This window comes from Chryseobacterium sp. C39-AII1, from assembly GCF_039672645.1.
Lineage (GTDB): Bacteria > Bacteroidota > Bacteroidia > Flavobacteriales > Weeksellaceae > Chryseobacterium.
The window spans coordinates 1-26,690 of the sequence record NZ_JBDFPQ010000003.1 but is presented as its reverse complement, the minus strand read 5'-3'; the positions used below and the strand labels follow the sequence as shown (position 1 = coordinate 26,690).

The following is a 26,690-nucleotide window of genomic DNA, read 5'->3' as shown; positions in this document are numbered from 1 at the left end:
ATATGAGAAACTATAAATATTTTTTCACAATACTTATAGTACTGTTCTTTGCTGTAAACAGTACTGCTCAGGAAGTCTTTTTTAAAGATAATACACGAAAGTTAGAAATGATTGAATCTAGTTCACATACCAGTTATCCTATCTATTATCCTATGCAAGCAGGGAATTCTTTTTTAGATGATATTACACAACAAGGAGAACCTTTACAAGTACTTTCGGGAAATCTAGCTACGGCATCCGATAGATTTGGGAACAATGGACAGGCGCTTGGCATAAATGGTGATAACGGGTATGTTTTGGCTAAAGGATTAGGCTATATTGTTGGAGGAAGTTTTCAGTTCTCTTGTTGGTTTCGTTTTACCGATGAGGTTTATAACGGGAATAAGGAAGGAATACTTTTTAGCATAAGAGATAAGCAAAATAAAAACGCAAAGGCTTTATGTACAATAAAGAATAAGAAGATTACCATTTCTGTTTTACGGAACAAACTAGCAGGTGGTACAGTGATGGTGCCTGTTATCAGGATGGATGTTCCGGTAGAGAAAATGGAAGAAACCAATGGCTTTTTCTTTTTTGGGATGACTTTGGATAGAATAGATGGAAAAAGGACTAAATTGTTTATATCAAGACCAGGGGGGGTACTGTTCTCTAGATTTTATTATGTAGATCCCTTCGAGGGTATTAATTACGATGATAATGAATGTTGGATGATGGGAAAGTTACCTTCAGAACCATTTGTAAAAGCTGAAAGAATGGATGATCTTATTTATGATTCCTTTGTACGGTATCCTGTATGGAAACCAGAGTACATGCTCAACAATTTTTATATACAATCTCCATTATACGAAGGGGTTTCGTATGAGATTGCAGGCAATAGTCGTGGAAATATAGGGTATTTGGGCTTACAGAGCCAAGATAATTTTAGATACGCCGAAAAGATGGATCAGTATATCATTTTTGGAAGTAACCAAAGTGCCAGCCCTTTTGGATACAATCGTTTTATGATGATGAAACCTCTTGATGTCACTGGATTTCAGTTTCAGAATATGTTGGAGGGAGGAATTCTTCAAAGAACAAATTTAAGCAATTACATCTTTACAGGAAGATCAACTAATGATTCATATACATATGAACGAAATGTAGATAATCCTTATTCGATGTTGGAGCCCCTTGCTGATCAGTTTAGGTTAAAACGGGTCGGAACACAGGGGTACCTTCAATCTTATAATACAGATGATAAAGAATGGTTAACATTTGCCAGCCCTCCTGCCGAAAAAGAAAGAGCTCTATTTGGCATCACAGCAGCATTTAAATTTGCGAGAGGTCCGGAGCGAAATTATAGCGGACCTGTACAGATATTTTCATATGAGAGAAATAATACTGTAAAATGGGGGCCAGAACTTAATACTCCAATAGGTTTTAAGAGCCAAAATCCGGAGTTTAATCAAGCACATTTTGATAGTGGAAAAGATGCTTATAAAATTCTTACATATAAAGCACCGGAGGCAAATAATTATGTTGGAAGAGCAGAGGATAGATGTTTGATGCAAGGAGATGCTTCTTACTTAAATATGCTCGAGAATCCTACTTATGCAGATGTCTGTAAGTTTGATTTATTGTATTTTAAAGATGATGCAAACGGCAAACCCATGTATATCATACGAAATGTGAGTGGAGATAGAATAAGATCTTATCCTAAGAGTTTAACACGATTTACTTGGGATCCCCAAAGATATGAATATGTAGGGACAGAATTTAGCGGTCTGGATAATTCTGAAGGTACTATAAGTCCTACAAAACTCTGGACAATAAAACCTCAAATTAAATAACTCAACCTTCCCGCTGTCTCCACGGCGGGATTTTTCATTTCTAAAGAAAAATATTCATTCAATACAAATATTTATTACATTCGTATATCTTTTTACATCCTCACTTTCAGAAGGATTAAAAAAACACAAACAATAATTTTAATTTTTAAAACAGAAAAAAAATGCCGATTACCAATTTAAACAATGTGCACCTTTCGAACGATCAGGTTGAGACTGCTAAAAACGCACTGTCTCTATTAGAATCATCACTACAGGAAATCAATATCAACCTCTCTGCCGACGATCGCCAGAAGTATGGGAGTATTAATGAGCAGAATAAGCTCTTCGTGAATAAAGTATATGATTTTCATAGAAATCAACCCGAGCTGGAAGCTTCGGAAGTAGACTGGTCAGAGTATGAAAGAGATTTTATCTCGCGCCAAAACTACGAAAACCTTATCGCAAGACTAGAAAGCCTGACCACAAAGCTGAAGAACGCAAAAATTCTTCATGATTTTGATAACTATCAGGCGGCGCTTACAGATTATGCCTTCACAGCCTACAAAGCAGGAACCGCAGCATCGGGCTACGAAATCAAGCAAAACGAACTGAAACAGTTTTTTGCTCCTGTTGCTAAAATGCCTTCAAAACCGAGTGAAGGTATAAACAAATAAGGAGAGAAAACAATCGATCGTTCTACAGACTCACGATAAACAAAGCTCAGAACAGCAATCTCGATGTTTCCAACCTCAACAAAGAAGTCCGCGACCCCTGTCACGGACTTTTTTACTGCGAATTTTGGGTTGCTAAACTCCGTTGATGCGGTTTAAAAGTCCCTTTTCGAGGTTCTTCACTGCGTAGTCGGACTTTATAATGGCGCTGTTGAGGTTCTTCAACTCCACGTTTGGGGTTTCAGAATGGTCTGTCGGGGTTCCGGAGTGGTCGCACGGTATTTCAGACCTCGAAATCGGGGTTAGGGAACCCCGAAATCTACCCTCAGAACCCCAATCCCGCACTTCAAAACCCCATTATCATATTTCGAAACCCCCACCATCGGGGTCTGCCAACCCCGATCTACCATTTCAGAACCTCGTTGTATCATTCCGGAACGGGGAGAGTGGGTTTTTTGGGTATTAGTAAAATGCTTCGACTGCTTTGCGCTCAGCATGACATCCCTAGAGAAATGCTGTTGATTATAAACCCTTAATCATTAACCATAAAAAAAGCTTCGCTACATTCAACAAACTAAAAGTTATATTAAATATAGCGAAGCATTATATGATAGAAAGCTTAGTTATAAAGCTCAAGCCTTAAAACCCTCCGACTCTCAAATTCTCCAACTCAAAAATCCAACTCAAATTACCTTTCTAGTGTAAAATTAGAGATTACTTTCGGGCGTTCTGTTTCGTTGGCTACTTTCCATGACGTGCGGTACATCCATTCCGTCATTTTGTAAAGCTTTTTATAATTGATATTTTCAGATTCGTCTTGCGGTGTATGATATTGGTCGTGCAAAACACTTGTGAAAAACACCGCAGGAATTCCTGCTTTTGCATACGGAAGATGGTCACTTCGGAAGTAGAAATATTCAGCATGTTTCGGCGAATCCCAATCTTTCAGATAGGTGAATTTCGTGCTTTCGTCGTTCGCATCCTCTGCCATTTTCACCAACTCTTCAGAGTTTTTATGCGGAGCATTTCCTCCTAATAAAGCGGCTTCGTTGTTATCATTTCTTCCGATCATATCGCCATTCAGAACGGCAACAATACTTTCTTTCGGAACTACAGGATGCGCTGCATGCCATCTTGAACCTAAAAGACCTCTTTCTTCAGCACCGTGAAACACAAACAGAACACTGCGTTTTCCCGGCTGTTTTTTATACGCTCTCGCCATTGCCAACATTGCTACGCAAGTACTTGCGTTATCGTCTGCTCCGTTATAAATGGTATCATTTTTCACAGGATGTCTGATGCCATCGTGATCCTGGTGACCGCTTAGCAGCACATATTCGTTTTTCAGTTTTGGATCTGTACCGTCAATTTTCCCGATTACGTTTACTGACGGATATTTATAAGTTTCCGTAATAAGATTTAATGAAACTTTAGGATTATTCTTTACCCAGTTTGCATTTTCTCTCTTAATCCATAAAATCGGAATATTATTCGTTACTTTTTGTCTTAAACCTTCTCCGCCGTAAGCTCCTCTTGTCATTTGCGGAAGTACTTCAACCCAGCTTTTATCGGAAGTATCGTCTGTAATGAAAATAATACCTTTAGCTCCCAATTCGAAAGCTTTGTTGTAATATTTCGTTCTTACAAACCCCGGATATCTTCTTACGAAAAGCGTCATATCTTTTTCGATATTTTTATCGGAAGCGTTTATCGCAAGTATTTTTCCTTTGATGTTTAGTTTTGAAAGATCATCCGGTTCAGCATTTCCTGCGTATACAATTTCTGTATCGATATTCGCATTTACAGGTTCTGCCACCAAAAAGTCTTTCCAGATTTTTAACTGTTGATCTCCCAATTTTAATGTACTTTGCGGCACCACCTGATGTCTGTACATATCAAAAAACTGGAAGAAAGTTCCGTTGTCCCCCGCGGGTTTCATTCCTGCTTCTTTCGCTTTGTCGGCCAACCACATCGATACCTTTAGTTCGTCTAAAGTTCCTGCTTCACGTCCCCAAAACTGGTCGGCAGCCATTTCGTACATATCTTTTCTAAGATCTGTCTCTTTGATTGCCGAAACCAATGGTTTTTTGTAGTTTTGTGCGTTGCCGACACTGAAAATCAGTACACTCAGTATTGATAATAAATAGTTTCTGTTCATAGCCTCTTCATTTAATTTAAATTCATCAATTTATCAGAGAATTGTTTTGAAAATTCTGCGCGGTCTTCTTCAAGCTTTTCCGGCGTAGAAGGCAAAATGTAGTTGAAAAGTATTTTGTCTTCGTTGTCTAAAAAGATGATCTCCTTTTCATTTCCGTCCATCATTTGGGCAAAAATCTCCCACATCGAGGTATCTTTTAATTTTAATAATTCAAAAAACTGATCTGCTTTTATTTCTATTCTCTGCATGATTAAAAATCTAATAATTTTAATTTAAACTGAATGGCAAAATTTTGCTTAAAATTCGGTGTAGTGTAATACCCAACTCTATAAAATAATCCTAAATTGAAATAGCTTGAAAGGAAATTATTCCACTCCAAACCAACTTCCTGATACAAATGATCGAGCTTTCGGAATCTGAAATCATGATATTCCGGATGCTTCATATCTCCGATGGTTCCTCTTAATACGAAATCGAAACTTGAAACATTCTGCCCAAAACTTTTGAAATATACCGGAAGCTTATGCGTAAGATAATAGGCTACAAATTTATCATTATAATATTTACCGCCTTCCAATGTGGCAAAACCAAGGTAAGACGTAAGGTTGAAGTTGAAATCTTTTCGTGGGGAAGCCAACCCGTTCATCGTGAAATTTTTCCAGATCGGAGCTTCACCTAACATAATTCCGCCATACAATCTGAAACCTGTGGTTCCCAATTTTGTTTTAAAATTATGAAGGAAAAGCATATCGAAACGAGTATAATCAAAATCTCCACCGAACATTTTATAACTCTGTTCGTAATTAAGATATATTTCAGGAAATTTTTGATCGATCAGCGATTTTCCCTGTGGCGTCATGATATTAGTAGAATTCGGAGAATATTTCAGCGTAACCAGCGTGTTGAAATTTTCAAAAGAGGCGCCGCTGTTTCTGAAACTATAATCAAATTTTGCTTCTTCACGGTTTCTTCTGGCATTCAAAACCACCGTGAGCGCATTCGTTAAATCATTATTGTATGATACAGAAACCCCTCGAAAATGATAATATCTATCGTTATTGATATTATTTCCGTAATTAGAAGTACGCATCTTAAAGCTCCACAGTTTTCTGTAAAATTCTCCCGAAGCGGTTACATCATCGTAATGTTCAATTCTGAAATACGAGTTTTTATCTAAAGTCGTTTTAATATCCAGTCCGAGCCCATATTTCCATCGGTCATCTTTAAAACCATAGGCAAAATAATAATCAGGCGAGAAATAAGGGTTGAAATTTTCATTCAATTTCGCTTTCAAACCTACTCTGAAACCTTCATACAAGTTATAATTTACCACTTCATCAATAGCAAAATCTAAGCTTCCTACACGAATGGCTCCATTCAGTAAACCTGATAAAACCTGTGCTTTTCTGTCGATATTATATTTTTTTCCAAGGCTGTCGATGGTTTTGTAGGTGTTTCGCTCTCGATCAGTTAAAGGATCGGTACGATAAAGATCCAGCTTTTTTCCATCTGCATTTTTTACGGTGAAAGTATAGCCTTTGAAGTCGCTTTTTTCTTCATCGATGGGCGAAACATAATCGAAATATCGCGAAGTCAGAAAAGCATAGGTTCCAAAGCTGGTCTTGCTTTTTTTCTGCTCGGGATTTTCTTTATTGTCTTCCTGCATCGACATGTTGCTCATCTTCAGTTTTACGGTTTCCTGTGCCAAAAACCATTTATTATTGAAGAAAGTCCATGTGCTGGTGATAATGCCGTCGTTTTTATTTTTACTAAAGTTTTCAATCTTTTTTACGCCGTAGGTTTCCGTATCTACATAAATAGCACCGTTGTATTTCCTTTGTTTGTTTGATTTTTTGTAATTGACTTCCCTGAAACGAATGACAAATGTTTTTCTGCCGTCCATTTCAATAGAATCGGTCAGATAAAAACGGTATAATCCTCTGTTTTCTTGCTTTAATTGATTCGGAACTTTATCTCTGTTGCTTTGCTGAAGCGCGATCATTTCATAAATAGGCTGCTTCAGTCCGGAAATTCTGTTATCAAGAATATTGATCTTTTCACCGTATTTTTTGGAGTATAAAAACTCCTGCGCTCTTTCCCAAAGAAATAGTTTACTTTTCTCGAAGATTTTTTTTGCCGAAATATTGTTTAATGAATCTTTTTCTCTTTTTTTCTTTAAAAGATTGGTATCGTCAAAGAATTTGTTGAACTGTGAAATGCTGTCTTCATCAATATCAAGCGAAATTTTTTCGTAGGATTTATAAACGTAAGATTCTAAGCTTTTCGGAGAGTTTTCTTTGTAGTTTTTATTGACTTTTTTAAGGATTTCCAAGGCCCTCGGATCACTTTTATCCTCGATAACCACCGTTTCGATAGAGGTAATTTTCGATTGCGAAAAACCTAAAATAAAAGTGCAGAAGAGTATTAGCTGTAAAAACCTTTTCATTTTAAAAAACAACCTCAAAAGTACTAATATTTCTTTTGTTGGAAAAGTTTTGTTAATTGATATTAATGTGATTCGTAATTGGAATTATCTTTTAGCTTTAATAGAAAAACTCCCGAAATTTTTCGAGAGTTTGTATTTGTTTTAATGTGAATTAGGAATTTCCGTCCGTTCGAGTGTTTTTCGAAATGAAATGAAGGAAAATGTATCGAGAACAAGTGAGCCAAAGCTCAAAATTTGTCTTCCAAACAAAAACTTCTCGATACAATTTTTTTTGCAAAAAATCACTCGAAGTGACGGAGTATTTAAATATAATTTAAAGAACGCTAAATCGTATTTTCAACCCAACATTATCCTTAAACTCCGAGGTTTGATAATATCCCAATCGATAAGAAATTCCAACACCGAAACTTGTTCCTAAAAATTTGTTCCAGATCAATCCGGCTTCCTGATAATAATGATCCAAAACGCGATATTCAAACTGATGATCGGTTCTGTTTTTCATATTTCCTATTCCCGCCTGATATTCAATTTCAATATTGGAGTAATTTTTACCCAATGTTTTGAATCGGAAAGGCAGGTTTTGTGAAACTTTAAAAGCGACAAATTTATCAGCAAAGAAAGTTCCTGAAGGCATGGTTGCAAATGCTAAATTGTTTGGCGTATTAAGACTAGAATACCATTTGTCGGGGTTTGCATCGTTTTGTCCTGCAATCTCAAAGTTTTTCCAGATGGGTGCAGTTCCAGAAGAAATACCTCCAAAAATTTTGATATTAGTATACCCCAGTTTTGATCTGAATTGGTGAATAATCAACGCATCGGCTCTGAAATAATCTAAATTTCCACCCAAGGTTTCAAATCCTTTTTCAAAATTCATATACACTTGAGGAAAGCTTTTTTCATAGGTATATTTTCCGCTTGGCGTCATGATATTTTTATCGTTCGGAGAGAATTTAAATGATAATGTAGCGCTCGTATTATCGAATTGGTTTCCTAAATTTTTATATTGATAATCGAAAAGTGCCTCTTGTTTTTCGTTGTTAACTCCAATTTTCATGCTTAAAGAATTCGACAGATCATAAAGATAAGATGCTCCCCATTTTTGATTTTTATAGAAATTGGCATTGTGAAGATCAAGATTAATATCATTTACTTTCATCATCATATCCCACATCGTATTGCTGAATCTTCCGGCTGCAAAAACATCGTCTACATAATCAATCCTGAAAACAGAAGTTCTTTTAGAAGAAAGTTTTACATCCAAACCTAAACCATATTTCCAGGTGTGATCTTTGAATCCATATCCGAAATATCCGTCAGGAGAAAATGTTTTGTTGAACTTCTCATTCAGTTTGATGCCTGCACCAAAACGAACACCTTGATATTTGTTGTAACTGAAAACTTTAGTAATATCAAAATCAATCATTTTGTATCGAATATTTCCCCGCATCAATTGAGTTAAGAAACTCAGCTTTTTCTCAAAATCATGTTTCTCTACAAAGCTGTCGATTTTTGTGTAGGTCGCGCTTTCTCTTGCGGTAAGACTGTCGGTTCTGTATTGTTGAAGCAGGCTTCCGTCTGAGTTTTTCATTTCCAGAGAATAGCCTTTGAAGTCGGCTGCTTTTTGCTCTTCATTCAGATCAAAATCAAAGAAACGGTTTTTTACGTACAGATAATTTCCAAAGGTCTTGCGGTTGTATTTTTGCCTGTCGCTGAGATGTTGCCCTTTCTTTAAAGTATCCGTTCTTACGCTGTCTTTTTTAGAAGTATTAAAGGTTTGGTCGCCCATTTTCAGTTTAATATCTTCATAATCCAGAAACCATTTTCCATTAATGGGTTTCCAGACGGAGACAATGTCGCCTTCGTTTCGTTTTTTGTTGGCACTTTCAAACTTTTTTAAGGCATAAGTTTCAGAATCTACATAGATTTTCCCGTTGAATTTCCTCGGATTCTGCTTTTTCTTGTCTTTGATTTCTTTAAATTTAATCACATACGTTTTTCTGCCGTCAAGCTGTAAGGTATCGGAAAGGTAAAAATTAAATAACTTCCTGTTCTCTGGTCTTAGCTGTCTTGGAACACGGTCTAAATTGGAAATATTAATTGCCAAAGCTTCATAAATCGGATTTTTAAAACCAGACATTCGGTTATCGATAATATTGGTTTTTTCACCGAACTTCTGTGAGAATTTATATTCAGTTGCTTTTTCCCATAAAAACATCTGACTTTCCTCAGAAGCATTGATGAAATCTTCGTTAATCAGCGAATCTTTCTTCTGACTTTCTTTCTGCTTAAAGTCTTTCTGAGTCACTTTGGAAAGTGAATCTTTTCTGATGGCTAAAAAGCCTTTATAAGCATCAATCGAATCTTTATCTACATCAATCGAAAATTTGGTATACGATTTAAAATTGTAAGAATCCAGAGATTTTGGCGAATTTTCCTTGGCTCTTTTATTTACCTCATCTAAAATCCTCAACGCTCTCGCATCACTCTTATCTTGTATTACCACGCGGTCGATATTATCCATTTTTTCAGACAAGGGCTGCATCTGAACTTCCATCGATTTTTTGACATCAGCCAAAGCATCTTCAAAGTTACTGGCGAGAATTTCTACCTTTTTACATTTTGTTTTAAAGGATAAATGTCCGTTGAAATCTGTTTTCCCCAGAAGATCGTCATCACAATACACCGCCGCATTATGAACGGGCTGTTTACTGACTTTATTGAAAATCTTAATTTCACTCTGACTGAAAAGGAGTGCTGAAAAGAATAAAAACAGCGGAGATAATAGTTTTGTCATTAGTTTTTTATGAATGAAGCAAAACTATTGATAAGATTGTTAAGAAAGTAGAGGGGAAAGTATAATGTTTTGTTAAAAGTGAAATTTGGTGTATTTCAATTTTGCATAGCTTTCTTCATACTTTTTAATTCTCGTATGAATGAGAAATATAACTTTGTTATGGTTTTTTATAGCGAAATAATGTTCTACTGTTTACAACTACGTTACTTCTAATAGAGGCTATTTTTAAATATTTTTTATACTAAAGGAGGAGTAAATTTGTTTTTTTTGATAAATTTTATAAGAGTTTCAATTAATAATTGTTTTTGAATTAATAATTTTTTACTTTTAACAAAATATCGTGATACTTAATATCTGTACGATATTAAAACTTTGTACTGATGAATATTAAAGAATATACGATAGAATTAAAAAAGCAAACTGATACAATATTTGAAGAATCAATTAAGAAAGAAAATCATTTAGCAAATACGTACGAATTAATTAACAATCTTGATTTATGGGTGAAAGCTTTAGAAAATAAATATGATTGTCTAATGATACGAAATTCTATTGAGGAGATCGAAATTTCTTTACATCAAATTAATCAAGGTTTATACAGAGGGAGTTTTGTGTCATTAAGATTGGCGTTAGAAATGATTACTGGATTTGTTTATTTTTCTTCACATAATATTGAGTTTGTGGAATGGCTCAATGGTGATAGAGATTTAAAATGGGCTGAAATTTCCTGTAAAGAAAATGGAATTTTATCTAGTCGTTTTTTTTCTGCCTATTATAAAGAATTGCAAAGTATACAAGAAGAATCTTTTTCTATTTTAAAAAATTTATATCGAGAATTATCTGAAATGGTTCATGGCAACTATCTTACATGGAATAATTCTAAGCCTGAACTTAAATTAGATTTGTCAAAAATTGATTTATTTGATAATTATATAAGTAATTTTAAAAAAATTTCTTCGAGAATTTTATCGTTAAGATTTTTGAAAGAGATTGATAAAAATAATATAGAAGACCTAATGTTTGAAGAAACGTTAACAATTAATGAAATAAGAAAATATATAGGAGGTCCAGTATGAGTGAATTTTATTACAGAACTGAAAGTATAAGTAAAGAAAAAATTTTAGAACTTTTTGTATCAGGTGATACGGAAGATAAAATTTTGGAGTCTTTTTTTAGTCAATCACATATTATTCTTGAAGGTAGTAGGGGTTCCGGAAAATCATTTTTGATGAAGGTAGCAAATACCCAAATGTATCAAGAATTTGATGATTTACGAATTTTACCAGTATATATAACCTTTATGCAGAGCTCATTATTACATAGTAAATATGAGCACCAGTTCTATTACTGGATGCTAGCTAAGATTTTAAGGGAGACACTTAAATCTTTACAAAAAAAAGGTATTATTATATCAAAGTACGCAAATTCGTTGATTGGAGCTAATAGTGAGAGTCAGCTAGAAGATATGATTAATCAGTTTGAAGAAACCTATAAGAAACCTAATTTAGATATAAATAATATAGAAAATCTTCCAGAGTTAGGTGATATAATTGATGCAATAGAAGATATATGTGAAGAAAATAATATTAACCGAATCACATATTTTTTTGATGAAGCCGCTCATGTTTTTAGACCTGAGCAACAAAGACAATTTTTTTCATTATTTAGAGATTTTAAATCCCCTTTTATAAGTTGCAAAGCATCTGTCTATCCAGGTGTTACACATTACGGTGAGAGTTTTGAAATGACTCACGATGCTTTTTTAAAACGTGTTGATAGAGATATTTTGTCGAAAACATACTTAGATGATATGTTGTCTTTAGTGCTAAAACAAGGCGGTGAATTCTGGCAAAATAAAATAAATAATAATAAAGAGCTATTTAATACTTTAGCTTTTGCATCTGGTGGAAATCCACGCTTATTGTTGAAAACATTAGATCTAAGTAGTAATTTTAAATTAAATACAATTAATGATGTAATTAGACAATTTTATAGGAATGAAATATGGTCGGAACATACACAATTAGGTGAAAAGTATAAGGGGCATAAAGCAATTATTGATTGGGGTAGAACATTCGTAGAAGATCATGTTTTACCAGCAACAATTAATAAAATTCAAGATAGGATTGATAAGAAAATAAGTGAGGCAACATTATATTTTTGGGTTACTAAAGAAGCTCCCGAACAAATTAAAGAAGCTTTAAGGCTTTTAACTTACACTGGTGTTATAAGAAAATACGACAGTGGAGTTAAGGCTACAAAATCAAAAATTGGAGATAGATATGAGATAAAATTCGGTTGTATATTAGCTCAATTCACAACTCCTGCAAACATTTCAAAATTAATTATTCCAAACGTACAATTAGAAATGTTTACTGAGTATGGTAGAAATAATTCTTTGTTTAATACATTGAAAATTGACGAAGTAATTAATTTTTCAGAAACAGAATTTTATAATTCATTTAAAGTTCAGTTAGATAAAAATGTAAATACCTTGGATCTAACACCATGGTTGCTTAACAAACTTAGAGAGATAAATATAGTAACAATTGGTGAATTATTGAATGTCTCTGAAGAAGATTTAATGCAATTAAAACTTATAGGACCTTTTAAATCGAGATTAATAAAAAATGCAGCAATTGCAGAAATATTAGAAACAATTTCTGGATAAAATTATATAATAATGGCATTTGCTTTTTTTAATAAAATTTAATTTTGTAAATAAAAGACCTCGCCCTCCCGCGAGGTTTTCTCATTAAAAAAAATAAAACACCAATCCCATATTATTCAAAAATATTTTTATATTTGTTTTAAGAACAACAAAAAAACAAAATGATGATATTTAAAAATAATCCCGCAGTTCATGTGCAGGCTTTCAGCACTGCCAAGTTCCATAAAAATAATTATCTCCTACAACTTACTGAACTCAAAAGCTTGTAAAGCATTCCGTTAGATTAATCAATAGGTTTGATGATTACTTCAACCGTTTAGAAATAGCTTTCAAATATTCCGTTGAAGTTTTCAACCATTTAGTTGAGGCTTTCAAGTGTTTCGAAAAGAGAATCAACCACTCCGTTGAAGCGATCAAGTATTCCGAAGAGGCAATCAACCACTCCGAATGGGCAATCAAGTACAAATTGTTATATTTCAGTACTTTGTATTGTTTTCGAACAAATTAACTCATTATAAAATCGAGATAAATAGGTTTTAATCCTATATTTTAAACATAAAAAAAACAAATGTATTATGAAAAAAGATCAGGTAATACGCAATTTTAATCTGGCAGATTCTGTACTGAAACAAAAAGCAGATGAATTGATTGCCTTAATTGACAGAGATATCGCCGAATTTGCAGATCGTGGTTATAACGATACCAAAAGGAACGAACTGACAGAAGTACGAAATACGGTAGATAGCTTCGCAAGCGACGAACAGCTGGAAGCCGTTAAAATGAATCTCACCGAACAAAAAGATGATGCTAGAAAAGCCCTGGAAAAAACGATGCGCAGTATTTTCAATATGGCACAGAATGTTTTCGGGCAGTACAGTGCCAAATACAAGGAGTTTGGTAATGCAATGATTAGCCAGCAAAGCGATGCCGAGATTGTACGTGTTGCTAAAATTATGAGTCTTACCGCAGATAAGTATCTTGCAGAACTTTCCGACGAAGGTTTTTCCTCTGATAAACTGATCATGCTTATTACTCAACGTGATGCGCTGGATCTCAGGATAGATAAACAGGCGCAAGGTATTTCCGATAGGGATGTTGTAACAGAAGCGCGTGTAGAAGCGCTTAACCGACTGTATCAATTGATTATAAAATATGCAGGCATCGGTCAGGATATTTTCTATGAAACCAACGAAGCTAAATACAACGATTACATTATTTATGATACACCAAGCGGATTACCGGAAATTCCTCCTGTAAGTCATCTGTGAATCTCTGCCAGTTCGAGCCGTCAGTTCGAGTGTTTTTCGCAGCGCAGCGTAGGAAAATGTATCGAGAACCAGTGAGTAAATGACAGCTTGTAAATCATAAACTTCTCGATACGATTTTCTTCAAAAATCTACTCGAAGTGACGTTGCATTCGGATAACCTCAAAGTTTCTCTTAATAATTATAATAAATTTAATTATGCAAACTTCATTTGTTTACATATTACTTTGTTCGGACAATACGTATTATACTGGGGTAACCGAGAATGTTTACAAACGTTTTGACGAGCATCAGGATGGTAAATATTTTGGTTCTTATACTTTCTCTAGACGTCCGTTGCAGTTAGTCTATTTTTGTCAGTTTATGGATATTGAGCAAGCAATTACTTTTGAGAAAAAAATTAAGAATTGGTCTCAGGCTAAAAAATTAGCATTAATTGAAGGAAGGTATGAAGATCTGCCTAATCTTGCGAAAAAGAATTTTAATAGGTAATGGTTTCGTTAACTCCTTCGTCAGTTCGAGTGTTTTTCATAGCGAAGCGGAGGAAAATGTATCGAGAACCAGTGAGTAAATGACAGCTTGTAAATCATATACTTCTCGATACGATTTTTTTCAAAAATCACTCGAAGTGACGTTTGGTTACCATCAACAAAGTTGCTTCGTCAGTTCGAGTGTTTTTCGTAGCGGAGCGGAGAAAAATGTATCGAGAACTCGTGAGTAAATGACAGTTTATAAATCAAAAACTTCTCGATACGATTTTTTTGCAAAAAATCACTCGAAGTGACGGGGAGAAATCACTTTATCACATAAAGCAAAATCCCTTTCAAAAAACTGAAAGGGATTTAATTTTATAAAAAACCGTAATGCGATTATTATTTCATTTAGATATTCAAAGCCTTCTGATAAGCATTCTCAAGACCATAAAGGTTTTTACCTCCAGCTGTAGCGAAACCTGGGTTTCCACCACCACCACCTTGGATTTCTCTAGCTAACTCTTTAATCAATGCTCCAGCCTGATAAATTCCAGCCAAATCATCCGAAACGCCAACGGTAATCATTGGCTTTCCATCTGCGTCAGAAAGGATAATCGTGATTGAAGTTGGGATTTCTTTCTTCAACTGGAAAACGATATCTTTCACAGAACCTGCATCTAGAGAAGTTCTTTTCACTAAAAGTAATTTATCGCCTTTTTGCTCGTAAGCTCCTTTCCAGTCGCCGATTTCGCCTTTTGCTTTTTCTTTTTTGAATGCTTCAACTTCTGCTTTTAATGCTGAGTTTTCTGAAATTAATTTCTCGATAGATTTTACAACATCTTTAGATTTCAATAATTGAGAAAGCTCAGTAATTTGCTTTTCTAAATTTTTGAAATATTCTGCAGATTTGTCTCCGGAAATAGCTTCAATTCTTCTGATTCCCGCCGCTGCAGAACTTTCAGAAACAATTTTGAAATGACCGATTTCGCTGGTATTTTTCACGTGAGTTCCACCACAAAGTTCCATTGAACTTCCGAATTGGATCATTCTCACATAATCACCGTATTTTTCACCGAAAAGTCCGGTTGCTCCTTTATCAAAAGCTTCCTGAATCGGGATATTTCTGAACTCCTGTAAAGCGATGCTTTCTTTGATCTTCTGGTTGACTTTATCTTCAACTAAAGTCAATTCTTCTTCTGTCATTTTATTGAAATGAGAGAAGTCAAAACGCAGATAATCAGGACCCACAAATGAACCCTTTTGCTCAACGTGAGTTCCTAAAACTTCTCTTAACGCTTCATGCAACAAGTGTGTTACAGAGTGATTTGCCTGAGAGTTTTTTCTGTCGGTTACATTTACTTTAGCATAGAAAAGGGCACCTGCATCTTTCGGAAGTCCGTTGATTAAAGAAATAATCAATCCGTTTTCCTTTTTAGTATCTAACACTTCGAAACTTTCAGCAGCATTTTCAAGGACACCTTTATCCCCGATTTGTCCACCACCTTCCGGATAGAAAGGCGATTCGCTCAATACCACCTGATAAAATTCTCCGTCTTTATTTTCTACTTTTCTGTATCTTGTAATATACGTTTCAGATTCAAGTTGATCGTAACCAACAAAGTTTTCGTCTCTTTCCTCCAACGTTACCCAATCGTAAACTTTCTGAGCAGAATCATCCTGAGAACGTTTTCTTTGGATTTCTCTTTCAGCTTTAAAACCTTCTTCGTCGATGGTTAACCCTTTTTCTTCAGCGATAATTCTCGTTAAGTCATCCGGAAAACCATAAGTATCGTATAATTCGAAAACTTCTTTTGTAGGTAAAACTTTTTTGTTTTCGGAAATCGTTTGTTGAATTAATTTTTCAACTCGAATTAATCCGTTTTCAATAGTTTTTAAGAAAGATTCTTCTTCGCTTTTAATCACTTCCGTAACCAAAGTTCCTTGTTTCTCCAATTCGGGGAAGAATTTACCCATTTGTTCCTGAAGAACAGCCACCAATTGATAAAGGAAAGGTTCTTTCATATCTAAGAATCGATAAGCGTAAGAAATTCCTCTTCTTAAAATTCTTCTGATTACGTAGCCTGCACCTCCGTTTGAAGGTAATTGTCCGTCTGCAATCGCAAAAGAAACCGCTCTGATGTGGTCTACCACAACACGAATGGCAATATCTTTTTCGTCTTCTAAAACACCCGTATATTTTTTGCCAGAAAGTTCTTCAACTTTAGCAATTAATGGTGTGAAAACGTCAGTATCATAATTTGAAGTTTTGCCTTGAAGTGCCATACAAAGACGCTCGAAGCCCATTCCTGTATCAACATGCTGAGCAGGAAGTTTTTCTAATGATTTGTCAGCTTTTCTGTTGAATTCCATGAAAACGAGATTCCAAACTTCAACTACTTGAGGGTGGTCATTATTTACCAAATCAAGTCCTGAAACTTTAGCTTTTTCTTCAGGTGTTCTCAAATCAACATGTATTTCTGAGCATGGTCCGCACGGTCCGCTTTCACCCATTTCCCAGAAATTATCTTTTTTGTTTCCATTGATAATTCTATCTTCAGAAATGTGAGATTTCCAGAAATCGTAAGCATCCTGATCTCTGTCTAAATTTTCAGAAGCATCACCTTCGAAAATCGTAACATATAAATTTTCTTTTGGAATTCCGTATACTTCCGTCAACAATTCCCAGGCAAAAGCAATAGCATCTTTTTTGAAATAATCACCGAAAGACCAGTTCCCCAACATTTCAAACATCGTATGGTGGTAAGTATCTCTGCCTACATCATCCAAATCATTATGCTTTCCCGAAACTCTAAGACATTTCTGAGTATCGGCAATTCTTGGGGCGGTAGGCGTTTTGTAGCCCAGGAAAAAATCCTTGAACTGTGCCATTCCGGAGTTATTAAACATTAAGGTAGGGTCGTCTTTCAGCACAATCGGCGCCGAAGGAACGATAAGGTGACCTTTACTTTTAAAATAGTCTAAAAATTTCTGACGTATTTCTTGTGATGTCATAAGTATATATTGCTTTGCTTTTACAATTTTGATAAGATGCAAATTTAAGGTTTTTGAACCAATGTAAAACAATAGTTTTACGTTTTAAAATATTTGTAAAATAGGATCATTTCTAGGAAGAAAAAATCTATATTCTCAATCATATAAACTTCCATCATCCAGCCTCTGACTTCCTTTCTTTTTCAGTAGCTTTTTCCAGCTTTCCGCACTCGCTATTTATTCAGTTTCGGCTGCGGCTGGCAAAGCCAGCCGCAGCCGAAACTGAATAAATGAGCTCAAACAAATGCTTCAATCTGGGCTAGGGAATTATAACCTTTTAGAACGATTTGTCAAAAAAAATAATCTTTACTTAAAAAAGGCAATAAAACTATCAGTCATTGCGAACCGAAGGTGAAGCAATCTCAATAAAAATTATAATGCTAAAAGCATTTAAGCATAATCTTTCTAAACTGTTTCCTAATACTAGGTTTAGATTCTTTCAGAATGACAAAATTTATATATATAAATTTGAGATTACTTCGTCATTTCATTCCTCGCAATGACAGTTTTTGCTAAGTAAAACATTTTCAGAACTAAAAAATTGTCTACCATACTTTCAAAAATAAATATTGAAATAAATTCAAGATTTTATTCAAAAATCAAAACTATTTTTCAATACTTATCGTATATAATTTTGTGGAAGAATAAAGGTAAATCCGCTATCATTCCGATAGACATTATCTTTGGTTTTGCATAAAAATTAGTCTGAAATTTGCAGTCAACTATTTGCAGATTTTTAATTGGAAAAAGAATTAAAAATGAATAAAAAGATAAAAATGAAGAACCTATTAATTGTATTAGGAATGTTTTTGGGAATCGCTGTATTCGCAACGAGTTGCGGAGATGCGAAACAAAAATCTACAGACAGTAAAAAAGAAAATGAGACCATTATGGACAATAGAAATGTAAAAGAAGTTTATTTTGCAGGTGGATGTTTTTGGGGAACAGAGCACTTTTTTCAACAAATTCGTGGCGTTGTAGGAACGGAAGTTGGTTATGCCAACGGAAATAAAACGAATCCGACTTATGAGGAGGTAATCAGCCATACCACAGGTTTCGCGGAAACGGTAAAAGTGAAATACGACCCTGAGCAGGTGGATTTAAAACTTCTGATCGATCTTTATTTTAAAACAATCGATCCAACAAGTTTAAACAAACAGGGAAATGACAGAGGAGATCAATACAGAACCGGAATTTATTCGACCGACAAAGCAACGGAAGCTATTATAAAAGAGGAAGTTCAGAAACTGGCAAAAAATTATAACAAACCGGTTTTAGTAGAAACCATTCCGTTGAAAAATTTCTATAAAGCGGAAGATTATCATCAGGATTATCTGGATAAAAATCCGGGAGGGTATTGCCACATTGAACCGGGATTATTTGAAATGGCAAAAAATGCCAATCCGCTTCCTAAAAAGCAAAATAAAGAAATGAAATATCAAAAACAGGATAAAGCAGCGTTAAAAAAAGAATTGACTTCTGAGCAATACAGAGTAACTCAGGAAAATGGTACTGAAAGAGCGTTTCAAAATGAATATTGGGATGAAACAAGAGAAGGGATTTATGTGGATATTACCACAGGAGAACCTCTCTTTATCTCAACCGATAAGTTTGAATCAGGCTGTGGATGGCCAAGTTTTTCCAAACCAATCACCAAAAAACTGATTGAAGAAAAGCTGGATCGATCTGCCGGAATGACAAGAGTTGAGGTACGAAGTAAAACCGGAGATGCCCATTTGGGACACGTTTTCAACGACGGCCCTGAAGATAAAGGCGGCCTTCGTTATTGTATCAATTCTGCATCATTGAAATTTATCCCAAAAGCTGAAATGGAGAAGAAAGGCTATGGAGAGTATATTTCTCTTTTAGATAAAAAATAAAAAGTGTTAAGTGAAAGTGATTGAAGGGCTGCCGAAAGGCAGTCTTTCTTTGTTAAGATTATAACGAATATTTTTTTTGTTTTCATAGATTTGCGAAAAATTAATTTCATGAAAAAAATCTTTTTATTTTTCGCTTTAATCTTACTGATTAATCTACAAGCTCAAGATAAAGAACCATTAAAGTTTTCTCAAGTTGTAAAAGTTTCAGATTCTACAAAGTCATCCATAGCTTTACACACAGCTGCAAAAATGTGGTTTGCACAAAATTTTAAAAATCCTAAAGAAGTTATCATTATGGAAGATACTGATAATAAGATATTAGTTGGAAGAGGTAATTTAAAGTATTCGAGTAAGGTTTTTATGGGATCTGCAGCTAGGGAAGGTTGGATAACTTTTGATGTTACAATTGCTTGTAAAGATGGTCGTTATAAATATGATTTCACCAATTTTATTCATGAAGGTCAAAGTGTTAATTTAGGAATTATTACAAATGAAGAAATGCTCTCTACTTTGACAGGAATGTTTGCAGGTGGTCCGAAAAGCTATAAAATTAAAGTTACCAATGAAATAAGAGATATCATTTCTGGGAAGATCAATCTTTCAATTGATAACTTAAAAGAAACTATGAACAAATCAATTATAACAAAAGAAGATTGGTAAATAAAAAAGTGATTCATTTTGAATCACTTTTTTATTTACCAATCTCTTTTTCTCAAAATCCAGTAAGAAGCAAAAATAAAGATGCCGCACCAAACTATACAGGCAATCAAACTTTCTGTTGGATAGTGAAGTTCATACTTTGCGCCCAACAATTGTGCTGCTTTCAATCGCATGATGGGATTGGGAATTAAGCTCGACATACTTTCCAAAGGCAAAAGATGGCTGAAGAAAAAGTCGTTCTGAAGAATCTCATTTCTTTCAACACTTTGTGTACCGCGAACTTTCGAGAATACTTCAACCGCAGATAAAATACTTTCGGCAATCCAGAAAACAAAAAATCCTAAGAAAACAAAGACTGATTTTCTCAGTAAAATTGATAAAAACATCAGAAAGCAAAAGAAAGTGAACAGCTTCACGAAATAGTTTCCGATGAAGAAAATTTCTTCCGTTACTTTTGCAGATTCTGTGGTGTTGGAATATTGAAAGCCTAAAAACATCGTGATCACAAAAACAATTATCGTAGAAATAATTGTGAAAACACTTATGGTTAAAAGCTTTGAAGTGATGAATTCTTTTCTGCTTAATCCGTCGATTGTATTTTGTTTAAACATTCGGTTGCTGAATTCCTGCGAAATCGAGAAAACAATGATTAATCCAAGGAAAATTTTCAGTAAAGCAACAATCCATGTCGTGAAATTCCAGATTTGCGGAAAATTGTAAATTCCTTCTTCTTTCAGGTTAATCGTTCCTCCGAAAAGATCAAAATCAACCAATCCGATGAAAAGCAAAGCGATCAAAATAAGGAAATACAGGATCGTGAAAATCTTGAATGGTCTGTAATTCAGATTTTTATAATATTCTAGTTTTAATAGTTTTATCATAATTAATTTGTGTTTTTTACAAGTTCAAGGAATTGAGATTCTAAAGACAGTTTTTTCTTCGTTAAATGAGATAAATAGATACCTTTTTCCGCAAGTTTCTGATTTAAAGCAGAAGCCGAAATGGAAGCATCATCACGAATCTGCGCTTTGATGATTTCGCCGTCTTGGTTAATGGCTGTAAACCATTGCAATTCTTCCAAAGCACTTAAAAGTAAGGTGTTATTATCCGCTTTTAACTCGAAATAGCCGTTGTTGGAAGTCATTTCATCCACTCTTCCACAATAAATAGAATTTCCTTCTTTTAACACAATTACATGGCTACATATTTTTTCAATTTCATCCAGCAAATGACTTGCGATAATGATCGTAATGCCCTGTTTTGCAATATTATTGATGATATCTCTGATCTGGATAATCCCTTCAGGATCAAGACCATTTGTAGGTTCATCCAAAATAAGAACTTCAGGATTGTTCAGCAGTGCAGAAGCAATCGCCAAACGTTGTTTCATTCCCAAAGAATAAGTTTTGAAAGTATCTTTTTTTCTTTCAATAAGCCCAACTGTCGTTAAAACTTCATCAATTCTTTGGTAAGGGGTTCCTTTTATTTCTGCAACAATTTTAAGATTTGTTTCGGCACTTAAATAAGGATAAAAGTTAGGCTGCTCTATAATAGCGCCTATTTTCTTCAATGTATCAGAATCGGTTCCCTTTTTTCCAAACCAATACCAATCGCCACTCGTAGGATTTATGGTGGAAAGTAACATTCCGAAAGTGGTAGATTTTCCGCTTCCGTTGGGGCCTAAAAGTCCGTAGACATTTCCTTTTTCTACATCAAAAGAGATATTATTAACAACAACTCTTTTGAATTTTTTTGTCAGATTCTTTACTGATAAAATTTTTTCCATGTAATTTGTTTTACATAGTAGTAGTCTATATAGTTTACAAATTGTTACAGAATGAGAAAAATTTTAACTCTTTTTATTTATTTTATCTATTATTTAAAGTGTAATCACAATGATTCATTCATTTTTTAATATTAAATTTGATAGAATTAATCAGTCGTTTATGAAGTTAATTGATTTAGCAAAAGAATTAAATGTTTCGGCAGAAGCAATTAAACAATTTATACAGGATTTTGATATTGAACTGGTGGAATGCATCAGTACCAATTTTGAAGTAAAAGAAGATTTCGAAAAATTTGCCCGCGAAAATATCGACTTTTTAAGACTTTATGAAAAAGATCTTGATAAGAATAAAACGCTGGAACAAATCGCGGAAACCATTAATAAACCTAAAGAAAAAGTGGAAGAAGCCATCAAGGAAACCAATCCTAATATTTTTGATAATGGCTATTTCCGTTCATCGATTTCAAGTTATGGGATTGATAATAAATTAGGAGGAAATTATCAGTTTGTCTATGATTATTTCGGACATAAAACCAGCTTGAAACATCGTGATTTTATCGGGTACCGAGATTTATTCTTCTATATTTCAAGCGTTTTGGAGCCATTTTTAAATCCGCAACAGATTAAAGACTGGGGAATTCATAAACCTGCAGGAATTATTTTATATGGGCCTCCGGGAAGTGGTAAGATTTTTTGGGCGAATAAAATTGCTGAAATAATTGGTTATCAATTCAAAGAAGTAAAAAAACATTATTTAGGAACTTCTTTTGTTGACGGAAATAAAACCAATTTCAACGATTTTTTGGTGACTATGATGCAGGATGACAAAGTTTTGCTTTTTCTTGATGATTTTGATGAAATTATGATGGAAAGAAAAGCTGAAACCAATGTCGCTTCGTGTAATCTTGAAACGCAGGAAATTATCCTTCATTATATCAGTAAGTTCGAGCAGGAAGATCTGTTAATGGTCGGTTCAGCGAATTCTGTTTCAGAAATTGATGAAGAAATTTTGGCGCCAGGAAGATTTGATGTGATGATTCCCGTTTTTCCGCCTAATGCGGCTGAGCGTTCCGAGATAATTTTATACGCAATGACCAAAAACCTTGAAAAAGATTCCTTATTGTATAAAATCTTGAAGGATAATAAAGCAGATAAAATTCCTTTCTGGAACGAAATATCTTCACAAATGAAGGTTTTTAGCAATACAATGGTGATCGATTTTACGCAAAGTTTGAAAAAGAGAATAAAAAATCTTTATCAGAAAACAAGAAATGAAAATCTTAAAATAGATCAGCAAATTTTAAGTAAAGCTTTAAGAGACGCCACTGCAAAACTTACAGAAGAATATCTGGATCAAATTGCAAGATTCTTGAGTGATGCTATTGTAAATAATTTTGATGAATTTCAATACAGAATTCAGGCTTTGAAAAAGGAATTGGATAGTTATAGAATTGTTGAAGAACCGCAAAGAAGTATTGGTTTTCAACATAATGGAGAAGAAGAAAACAAAAACTGATTTTAATCATAAATTACAATACTTATCATAAATTAGTTTTTTATTAAAATATTTCAAAACCCCTTTTTAAAAGGGGGCTTACAGTATAAATTCGATGTTTTATCATAAAAGATGGTGCTATTTTATATGCCATCTTTTTTTATAAATATTTCTTGAATGGGAGAAAATTCAATTTAAAATTTGGTTATCATTGGTTATTTTGGTAAATTTCGTGATAATATTTAAAAAATTACTTTAAAAATTAAAGGATGATTAAATTTTTATGACTTTTGTCATGAAAATAGAAATATTACAAAAAAAAACTAATCAACATTTAACATAGAATTTATGAAAAGAAAACTCTTCTCTTTGGGTGTTATGCTGACTTTGGCTCAGGTAAATGCGCAAACGTATCAACCATTATCCCTTACTGGTTTCAACGCAGACGTTATTGCTAATGGCGTTGGCGGAGCTTCAACCTCAACCAATATGAGCCTTGATAAGGATACGGATAATTTTGCTTATATGTCGAGAGATTTTAAAGTAAACGCTTCGGATGCTGCATTAACATATGGTTTACCAGAGAATGGATTAATCACCACCGTTGTGGCGGCAACAACTGGTTTAACGTTTCAACTCGCGCCTTATTCTTCAGACAATTCATTGAGGCTTCCTAATGCAAATGATGTAGGTGTTTTAACATTGGCAACGCCAGTCGCAGCAACTAATCTGTATGTGCTTGCAGTAAGCGGAAGCGGACCTTCAACAGGTGAAATTACAGTGAATTTTCAGGATGGAACAAACCAGGTTTTTACCAATATAAATTTTCAGGATTGGTACGGAGGAACCAATTATGCCATTCAGGGAATTGGCAGAATTCATCGCGGAACAAATGCTTTAGATGCTGCGGGCGGAACAAATCCGAGAATTTACCAGATTACTTTAGCGATAGATACAGCTAATCAAGGGAAGCAGATAAATTCTGTAGGTTTCAGAAAAACGTCTACGGGAACTACGGTTATTAATGTATTTGGTATTTCGGCACAGGCTTCTTTGCTTTCGGTTTCAGATGTGAAGCAGTCTAAACTTAAAAATATTTACCCAAATCCATTTGTAGATGAATTAAATTTAGCCGATGCTTCAGAGGTTACCTCCATTGATATTTTAGATTTTTCAGGAAAAACGGTTAAAAATAATGTACAGCCACAATCAAAATTAGATCTTTCCGGATTAGACAAAGGAAATTATATCCTTGTACTTAAAAATAAAAACGGAACAATGACTTCTCAAAAGGTTGTTAAAAAATAAACAATAGTAAACTTGATTGTTAGATCCTCAAGCCGGCTTTTTGAAGCTGGCTTTTCTTTTGTGATAAAATTTTATATGTTGGAAGTTAGTCCTTCAACATCAACTATTCCTTACTCATAATTTTATCCGTATTTTTGCTGAAAATTATATATTCGTGATCAACAACGACCAGATAAAAGAAATTCAATCAAGAATTGAAGACCTATATAAATATCTTCAGATCGAAAAAAAGAAGATAGAAATTGCCAATGATGATGAGAAAACGGCTGCACCTGAGTTTTGGGATAATCCTAAAACGGCAGAAGCTTTTCTAAAGCAGCTTCGTTCTAAGAAAAAGTGGGTAGAAGCCTATGATGAAATCCATACTCAGTTTGAAGATTTACAAGTTTTGGTAGATTTTGCTAAAGAAGATCCTGATTCTGAAAAAGAACTGGATGAAACATTCCCTCAATTAGTCGAAAAAATCGAAGACCTTGAGTTTAAAAATATGCTTTCCAACGAAGGTGACGAACTTTCTGCGGTATTACAAATTACAGCTGGAGCAGGCGGTACAGAAAGTTGTGACTGGGCTTCTATGTTGATGAGAATGTACACCATGTGGGCTGAAAAGCAAGGTTATAAAATCCGTGAACTGAACTTCCAGGAAGGTGATGTTGCCGGAGTAAAAACCGTAACGCTTGAAATTGAAGGTGAATTTGCTTTCGGTTATTTAAGAGGTGAAAACGGGGTACACCGATTAGTGAGGATTTCTCCTTTCGATTCTAATGCGAAGCGTCACACGAGTTTCGTATCGGTATATGTTTATCCTTTGGTGGATGATACGATTGAAATTAATATCAATCCTGCCGATATTTCATTTGAAACGATGAGGTCTTCCGGAGCGGGAGGTCAGAACGTAAACAAAGTGGAAACAGCGGTTCGTCTTCGTCACGCGCCAACAGGAATTATTATTGAAAACTCAGAATCACGTTCACAGCTTCAGAATAAAGAAAAGGCAATGCAATTGCTTCGTTCAAGATTATATGAAATGGAACTGGAAGAGCGTATGAAAGCCCGTAACGAGATCGAAGCCAATAAGATGAAGATCGAGTGGGGAAGCCAGATCAGAAATTACGTCATGCATCCTTATAAATTGGTAAAAGATGTACGTTCGGGGCATGAGACTTCGGATGTAGATTCTGTGATGAACGGAAATCTTACGCCTTTCCTGAAAGCATTTCTAATGGCGGATGGAACGGCAGTTTCGGATGATGATTTAGACCTATAAAAATCATATTTAAATTTCGTTAAATTGTTAGAATAAATTTCGTTTTGACATTTATTAATCCTATTTTTGCCGTATAACAAAGTGTATGGAAGATTTCAATAGCTGGAGAGATTTACTAAATCCAGAGTTTTATATAAAATTAGGCGGGTTCTGGCTTATTTTATTCATTATTTTTGCTGAAACAGGTCTGTTTGTAGGATTCTTTTTACCAGGAGACTCACTTCTTTTTGTTTCAGGAATTTATGCTGTTGATATCATCAAAGAGACTTTCGGATCTACGGGAAGCGACTTTTTCGATACTTTCCTTTTAGCATCGGCGGTTGCGCTGGCTGCAATCATTGGTAACGAGGTTGGATATTATTTTGGAAGAAAAACAGGTTCTGCATTATATAAGAAGCAGGATACGATGCTTTTCAAGAAAAAATACTTGTATCAGGCACATGATTTCTTTGAAAAAAACGGGGCTTTAGCAATTATTATGGCAAGATTTTTACCTGTGGTAAGAACGTTTACTCCAATTGTTGCGGGAATTGTAAAGATGGATAAAAAAGCATTCCTGAGAGATAATATCATCGGGGCTATTTTATGGTCTTTCTTATTGATTTTTGCAGGACATTACCTTGACAAATTATTCATGGAGCAATTCGGAATTGATTTAAAGAAAAAACTGGAACTGATTATCATTGTCATCGTTTTGGTAACCACTTTACCAGTTATTCTTAAATTCTTATTCGGAAAGAAACAGGATTTTTCGAAGTATGAAAATCATAATTTCGACGAAGAAGAAAATAAATAGCATTAAATTCAATAAACTATATCAATAACCTGCTCTTTAGAGCGGGTTGTTTTTTTAGGAGTTATTTGATTCTATCGAAATAGCTATTTTTATTTGAAGCTTTTTCCCGCTTTCCGCACTCGCTATTTCTTTATGTTTCGGCGGCGCGGCGAAGCCGCGCC

Annotated in this window: 20 protein-coding genes; 12 read left to right on the top strand and 8 right to left on the bottom strand. The window is 34.5% G+C overall.

Features of this window, described 5'->3' with window-relative positions; all coding sequences use genetic code 11:
- Positions 1-2 precede the first annotated feature (2 nt).
- Both ABEG63_RS05840 and ABEG63_RS05835 read left to right on the top strand, forming a co-directional pair.
- The gene (locus tag ABEG63_RS05840) at positions 3-1,829 is read left to right on the top strand and encodes a hypothetical protein (RefSeq protein ID WP_346583701.1); all 1,827 of its coding nucleotides are present in this window, start codon (positions 3-5) and stop codon (positions 1,827-1,829) included.
- Positions 1,830-1,990: 161 nt separating this feature from the next.
- Entirely contained in the window at positions 1,991-2,482 is a 492-nt protein-coding gene (locus ABEG63_RS05835; protein ID WP_346583700.1) for a hypothetical protein, read from the top strand.
- A gap of 299 nt (positions 2,483-2,781) precedes the next feature.
- Here the strand turns inward: ABEG63_RS05835 and ABEG63_RS05830 are convergent, their stop codons facing one another.
- From ABEG63_RS05830 to ABEG63_RS05810, 5 genes are all read right to left on the bottom strand, one after another.
- Positions 2,782-2,976, bottom strand: a complete 195-nt coding sequence (locus ABEG63_RS05830; RefSeq protein WP_346583698.1) for a hypothetical protein — start codon at positions 2,974-2,976, stop codon at positions 2,782-2,784.
- 191 nt (positions 2,977-3,167) lie between these two features.
- On the bottom strand, positions 3,168-4,637 hold the full coding sequence (locus ABEG63_RS05825) for a M20/M25/M40 family metallo-hydrolase (RefSeq protein WP_346583696.1): 1,470 nt from the start codon (positions 4,635-4,637) through the stop codon (positions 3,168-3,170).
- A gap of 11 nt (positions 4,638-4,648) precedes the next feature.
- Entirely contained in the window at positions 4,649-4,885 is a 237-nt protein-coding gene (locus ABEG63_RS05820; RefSeq protein ID WP_346583694.1) for a hypothetical protein, read from the bottom strand.
- 2 nt (positions 4,886-4,887) lie between these two features.
- Positions 4,888-7,083, bottom strand: coding sequence for a hypothetical protein (locus tag ABEG63_RS05815; protein ID WP_346583693.1), 2,196 nt, complete (start codon positions 7,081-7,083; stop codon positions 4,888-4,890).
- A gap of 313 nt (positions 7,084-7,396) precedes the next feature.
- The gene (locus ABEG63_RS05810) at positions 7,397-9,877 is read right to left on the bottom strand and encodes a hypothetical protein (RefSeq protein ID WP_346583692.1); all 2,481 of its coding nucleotides are present in this window, start codon (positions 9,875-9,877) and stop codon (positions 7,397-7,399) included.
- A 380-nt stretch (positions 9,878-10,257) separates the two neighbouring features.
- On the opposite strand from ABEG63_RS05810, the gene ABEG63_RS05805 reads away from it, so the two are divergent.
- The 4 genes from ABEG63_RS05805 to ABEG63_RS05790 all read left to right on the top strand — a co-directional run bounded on the left by ABEG63_RS05805 (position 10,258) and on the right by ABEG63_RS05790 (position 14,305).
- Positions 10,258-10,953, top strand: coding sequence for a hypothetical protein (locus ABEG63_RS05805; protein ID WP_346583691.1), 696 nt, complete (start codon positions 10,258-10,260; stop codon positions 10,951-10,953).
- Positions 10,950-12,548, top strand: coding sequence for a DNA-directed RNA polymerase subunit alpha C-terminal domain-containing protein (locus tag ABEG63_RS05800; RefSeq protein WP_346583689.1), 1,599 nt, complete (start codon positions 10,950-10,952; stop codon positions 12,546-12,548). Before ABEG63_RS05805 ends, ABEG63_RS05800 begins: the two co-directional genes overlap by 4 nt.
- Before the next feature lie 644 nt (positions 12,549-13,192).
- Positions 13,193-13,816 (top strand): hypothetical protein, encoded by a 624-nt coding sequence (locus ABEG63_RS05795; protein ID WP_346583687.1) that lies wholly within the window; start codon positions 13,193-13,195, stop codon positions 13,814-13,816.
- Positions 13,817-14,011: 195 nt separating this feature from the next.
- Positions 14,012-14,305 (top strand): GIY-YIG nuclease family protein, encoded by a 294-nt coding sequence (locus tag ABEG63_RS05790; protein WP_346583685.1) that lies wholly within the window; start codon positions 14,012-14,014, stop codon positions 14,303-14,305.
- A 389-nt stretch (positions 14,306-14,694) separates the two neighbouring features.
- On the opposite strand, the gene alaS is transcribed toward ABEG63_RS05790, so the two are convergent.
- On the bottom strand, positions 14,695-17,298 hold the full coding sequence (gene alaS / locus ABEG63_RS05785) for an alanine--tRNA ligase (RefSeq protein ID WP_346583683.1): 2,604 nt from the start codon (positions 17,296-17,298) through the stop codon (positions 14,695-14,697).
- Positions 17,299-18,227: 929 nt separating this feature from the next.
- Here alaS and msrB point away from each other — a divergent pair.
- Complete coding sequence (gene msrB / locus ABEG63_RS05780) at positions 18,228-19,217, top strand: peptide-methionine (R)-S-oxide reductase MsrB (protein WP_346584068.1); 990 nt, start codon at positions 18,228-18,230, stop codon at positions 19,215-19,217.
- Positions 19,218-19,325: 108 nt separating this feature from the next.
- Positions 19,326-19,877, top strand: coding sequence for a DUF4468 domain-containing protein (locus tag ABEG63_RS05775; protein WP_346583681.1), 552 nt, complete (start codon positions 19,326-19,328; stop codon positions 19,875-19,877).
- A gap of 35 nt (positions 19,878-19,912) precedes the next feature.
- Here the strand turns inward: ABEG63_RS05775 and ABEG63_RS05770 are convergent, their stop codons facing one another.
- On the bottom strand, positions 19,913-20,758 hold the full coding sequence (locus ABEG63_RS05770) for an ABC transporter permease subunit (protein ID WP_346583678.1): 846 nt from the start codon (positions 20,756-20,758) through the stop codon (positions 19,913-19,915).
- 2 nt (positions 20,759-20,760) lie between these two features.
- On the bottom strand, positions 20,761-21,663 hold the full coding sequence (locus tag ABEG63_RS05765) for an ABC transporter ATP-binding protein (protein WP_346583676.1): 903 nt from the start codon (positions 21,661-21,663) through the stop codon (positions 20,761-20,763).
- A 160-nt stretch (positions 21,664-21,823) separates the two neighbouring features.
- Here ABEG63_RS05765 and ABEG63_RS05760 point away from each other — a divergent pair, with 160 nt between their 5' ends.
- The 4 genes from ABEG63_RS05760 to ABEG63_RS05745 all read left to right on the top strand — a co-directional run bounded on the left by ABEG63_RS05760 (position 21,824) and on the right by ABEG63_RS05745 (position 26,529).
- Positions 21,824-23,179, top strand: a complete 1,356-nt coding sequence (locus tag ABEG63_RS05760) for an AAA family ATPase (RefSeq protein ID WP_346583673.1) — start codon at positions 21,824-21,826, stop codon at positions 23,177-23,179.
- A gap of 327 nt (positions 23,180-23,506) precedes the next feature.
- On the top strand, positions 23,507-24,466 hold the full coding sequence (locus tag ABEG63_RS05755) for a T9SS type A sorting domain-containing protein (RefSeq protein WP_346583671.1): 960 nt from the start codon (positions 23,507-23,509) through the stop codon (positions 24,464-24,466).
- Positions 24,467-24,620: 154 nt separating this feature from the next.
- Positions 24,621-25,733 (top strand): peptide chain release factor 2, encoded by a 1,113-nt coding sequence (gene prfB, locus ABEG63_RS05750; RefSeq protein WP_312400116.1) that lies wholly within the window; start codon positions 24,621-24,623, stop codon positions 25,731-25,733.
- An 85-nt stretch (positions 25,734-25,818) separates the two neighbouring features.
- Positions 25,819-26,529 carry a VTT domain-containing protein gene (locus tag ABEG63_RS05745; protein ID WP_267406350.1) on the top strand — a complete coding sequence of 237 codons (711 nt, stop codon included), beginning with the start codon at positions 25,819-25,821 and terminating at the stop codon, positions 26,527-26,529.
- The last annotated feature ends 161 nt before the right edge of the window (positions 26,530-26,690 follow it).

Excerpts from the sequence above, each read along its gene's own strand:
- ABEG63_RS05840 (WP_346583701.1), top strand. The coding sequence starts at position 3 with ATGAGAAACTATAAATATTTTTTCACAATACTTATAGTACTGTTCTTT.
- ABEG63_RS05835 (WP_346583700.1), top strand. The coding sequence starts at position 1,991 with ATGCCGATTACCAATTTAAACAATGTGCACCTTTCGAACGATCAGGTT.
- ABEG63_RS05830 (WP_346583698.1), bottom strand. The coding sequence starts at position 2,976 with ATGCTGAGCGCAAAGCAGTCGAAGCATTTTACTAATACCCAAAAAACC.
- ABEG63_RS05825 (WP_346583696.1), bottom strand. The coding sequence starts at position 4,637 with ATGAACAGAAACTATTTATTATCAATACTGAGTGTACTGATTTTCAGT.
- ABEG63_RS05820 (WP_346583694.1), bottom strand. The coding sequence starts at position 4,885 with ATGCAGAGAATAGAAATAAAAGCAGATCAGTTTTTTGAATTATTAAAA.
- ABEG63_RS05815 (WP_346583693.1), bottom strand. The coding sequence starts at position 7,083 with ATGAAAAGGTTTTTACAGCTAATACTCTTCTGCACTTTTATTTTAGGT.
- ABEG63_RS05810 (WP_346583692.1), bottom strand. The coding sequence starts at position 9,877 with ATGACAAAACTATTATCTCCGCTGTTTTTATTCTTTTCAGCACTCCTT.
- ABEG63_RS05805 (WP_346583691.1), top strand. The coding sequence starts at position 10,258 with ATGAATATTAAAGAATATACGATAGAATTAAAAAAGCAAACTGATACA.
- ABEG63_RS05800 (WP_346583689.1), top strand. The coding sequence starts at position 10,950 with ATGAGTGAATTTTATTACAGAACTGAAAGTATAAGTAAAGAAAAAATT.
- ABEG63_RS05790 (WP_346583685.1), top strand. The coding sequence starts at position 14,012 with ATGCAAACTTCATTTGTTTACATATTACTTTGTTCGGACAATACGTAT.
- alaS (WP_346583683.1), bottom strand. The coding sequence starts at position 17,298 with ATGACATCACAAGAAATACGTCAGAAATTTTTAGACTATTTTAAAAGT.
- msrB (WP_346584068.1), top strand. The coding sequence starts at position 18,228 with ATGGACAATAGAAATGTAAAAGAAGTTTATTTTGCAGGTGGATGTTTT.
- ABEG63_RS05775 (WP_346583681.1), top strand. The coding sequence starts at position 19,326 with ATGAAAAAAATCTTTTTATTTTTCGCTTTAATCTTACTGATTAATCTA.
- ABEG63_RS05770 (WP_346583678.1), bottom strand. The coding sequence starts at position 20,758 with ATGATAAAACTATTAAAACTAGAATATTATAAAAATCTGAATTACAGA.
- ABEG63_RS05765 (WP_346583676.1), bottom strand. The coding sequence starts at position 21,663 with ATGGAAAAAATTTTATCAGTAAAGAATCTGACAAAAAAATTCAAAAGA.
- ABEG63_RS05760 (WP_346583673.1), top strand. The coding sequence starts at position 21,824 with ATGAAGTTAATTGATTTAGCAAAAGAATTAAATGTTTCGGCAGAAGCA.
- ABEG63_RS05755 (WP_346583671.1), top strand. The coding sequence starts at position 23,507 with ATGAAAAGAAAACTCTTCTCTTTGGGTGTTATGCTGACTTTGGCTCAG.
- ABEG63_RS05745 (WP_267406350.1), top strand. The coding sequence starts at position 25,819 with ATGGAAGATTTCAATAGCTGGAGAGATTTACTAAATCCAGAGTTTTAT.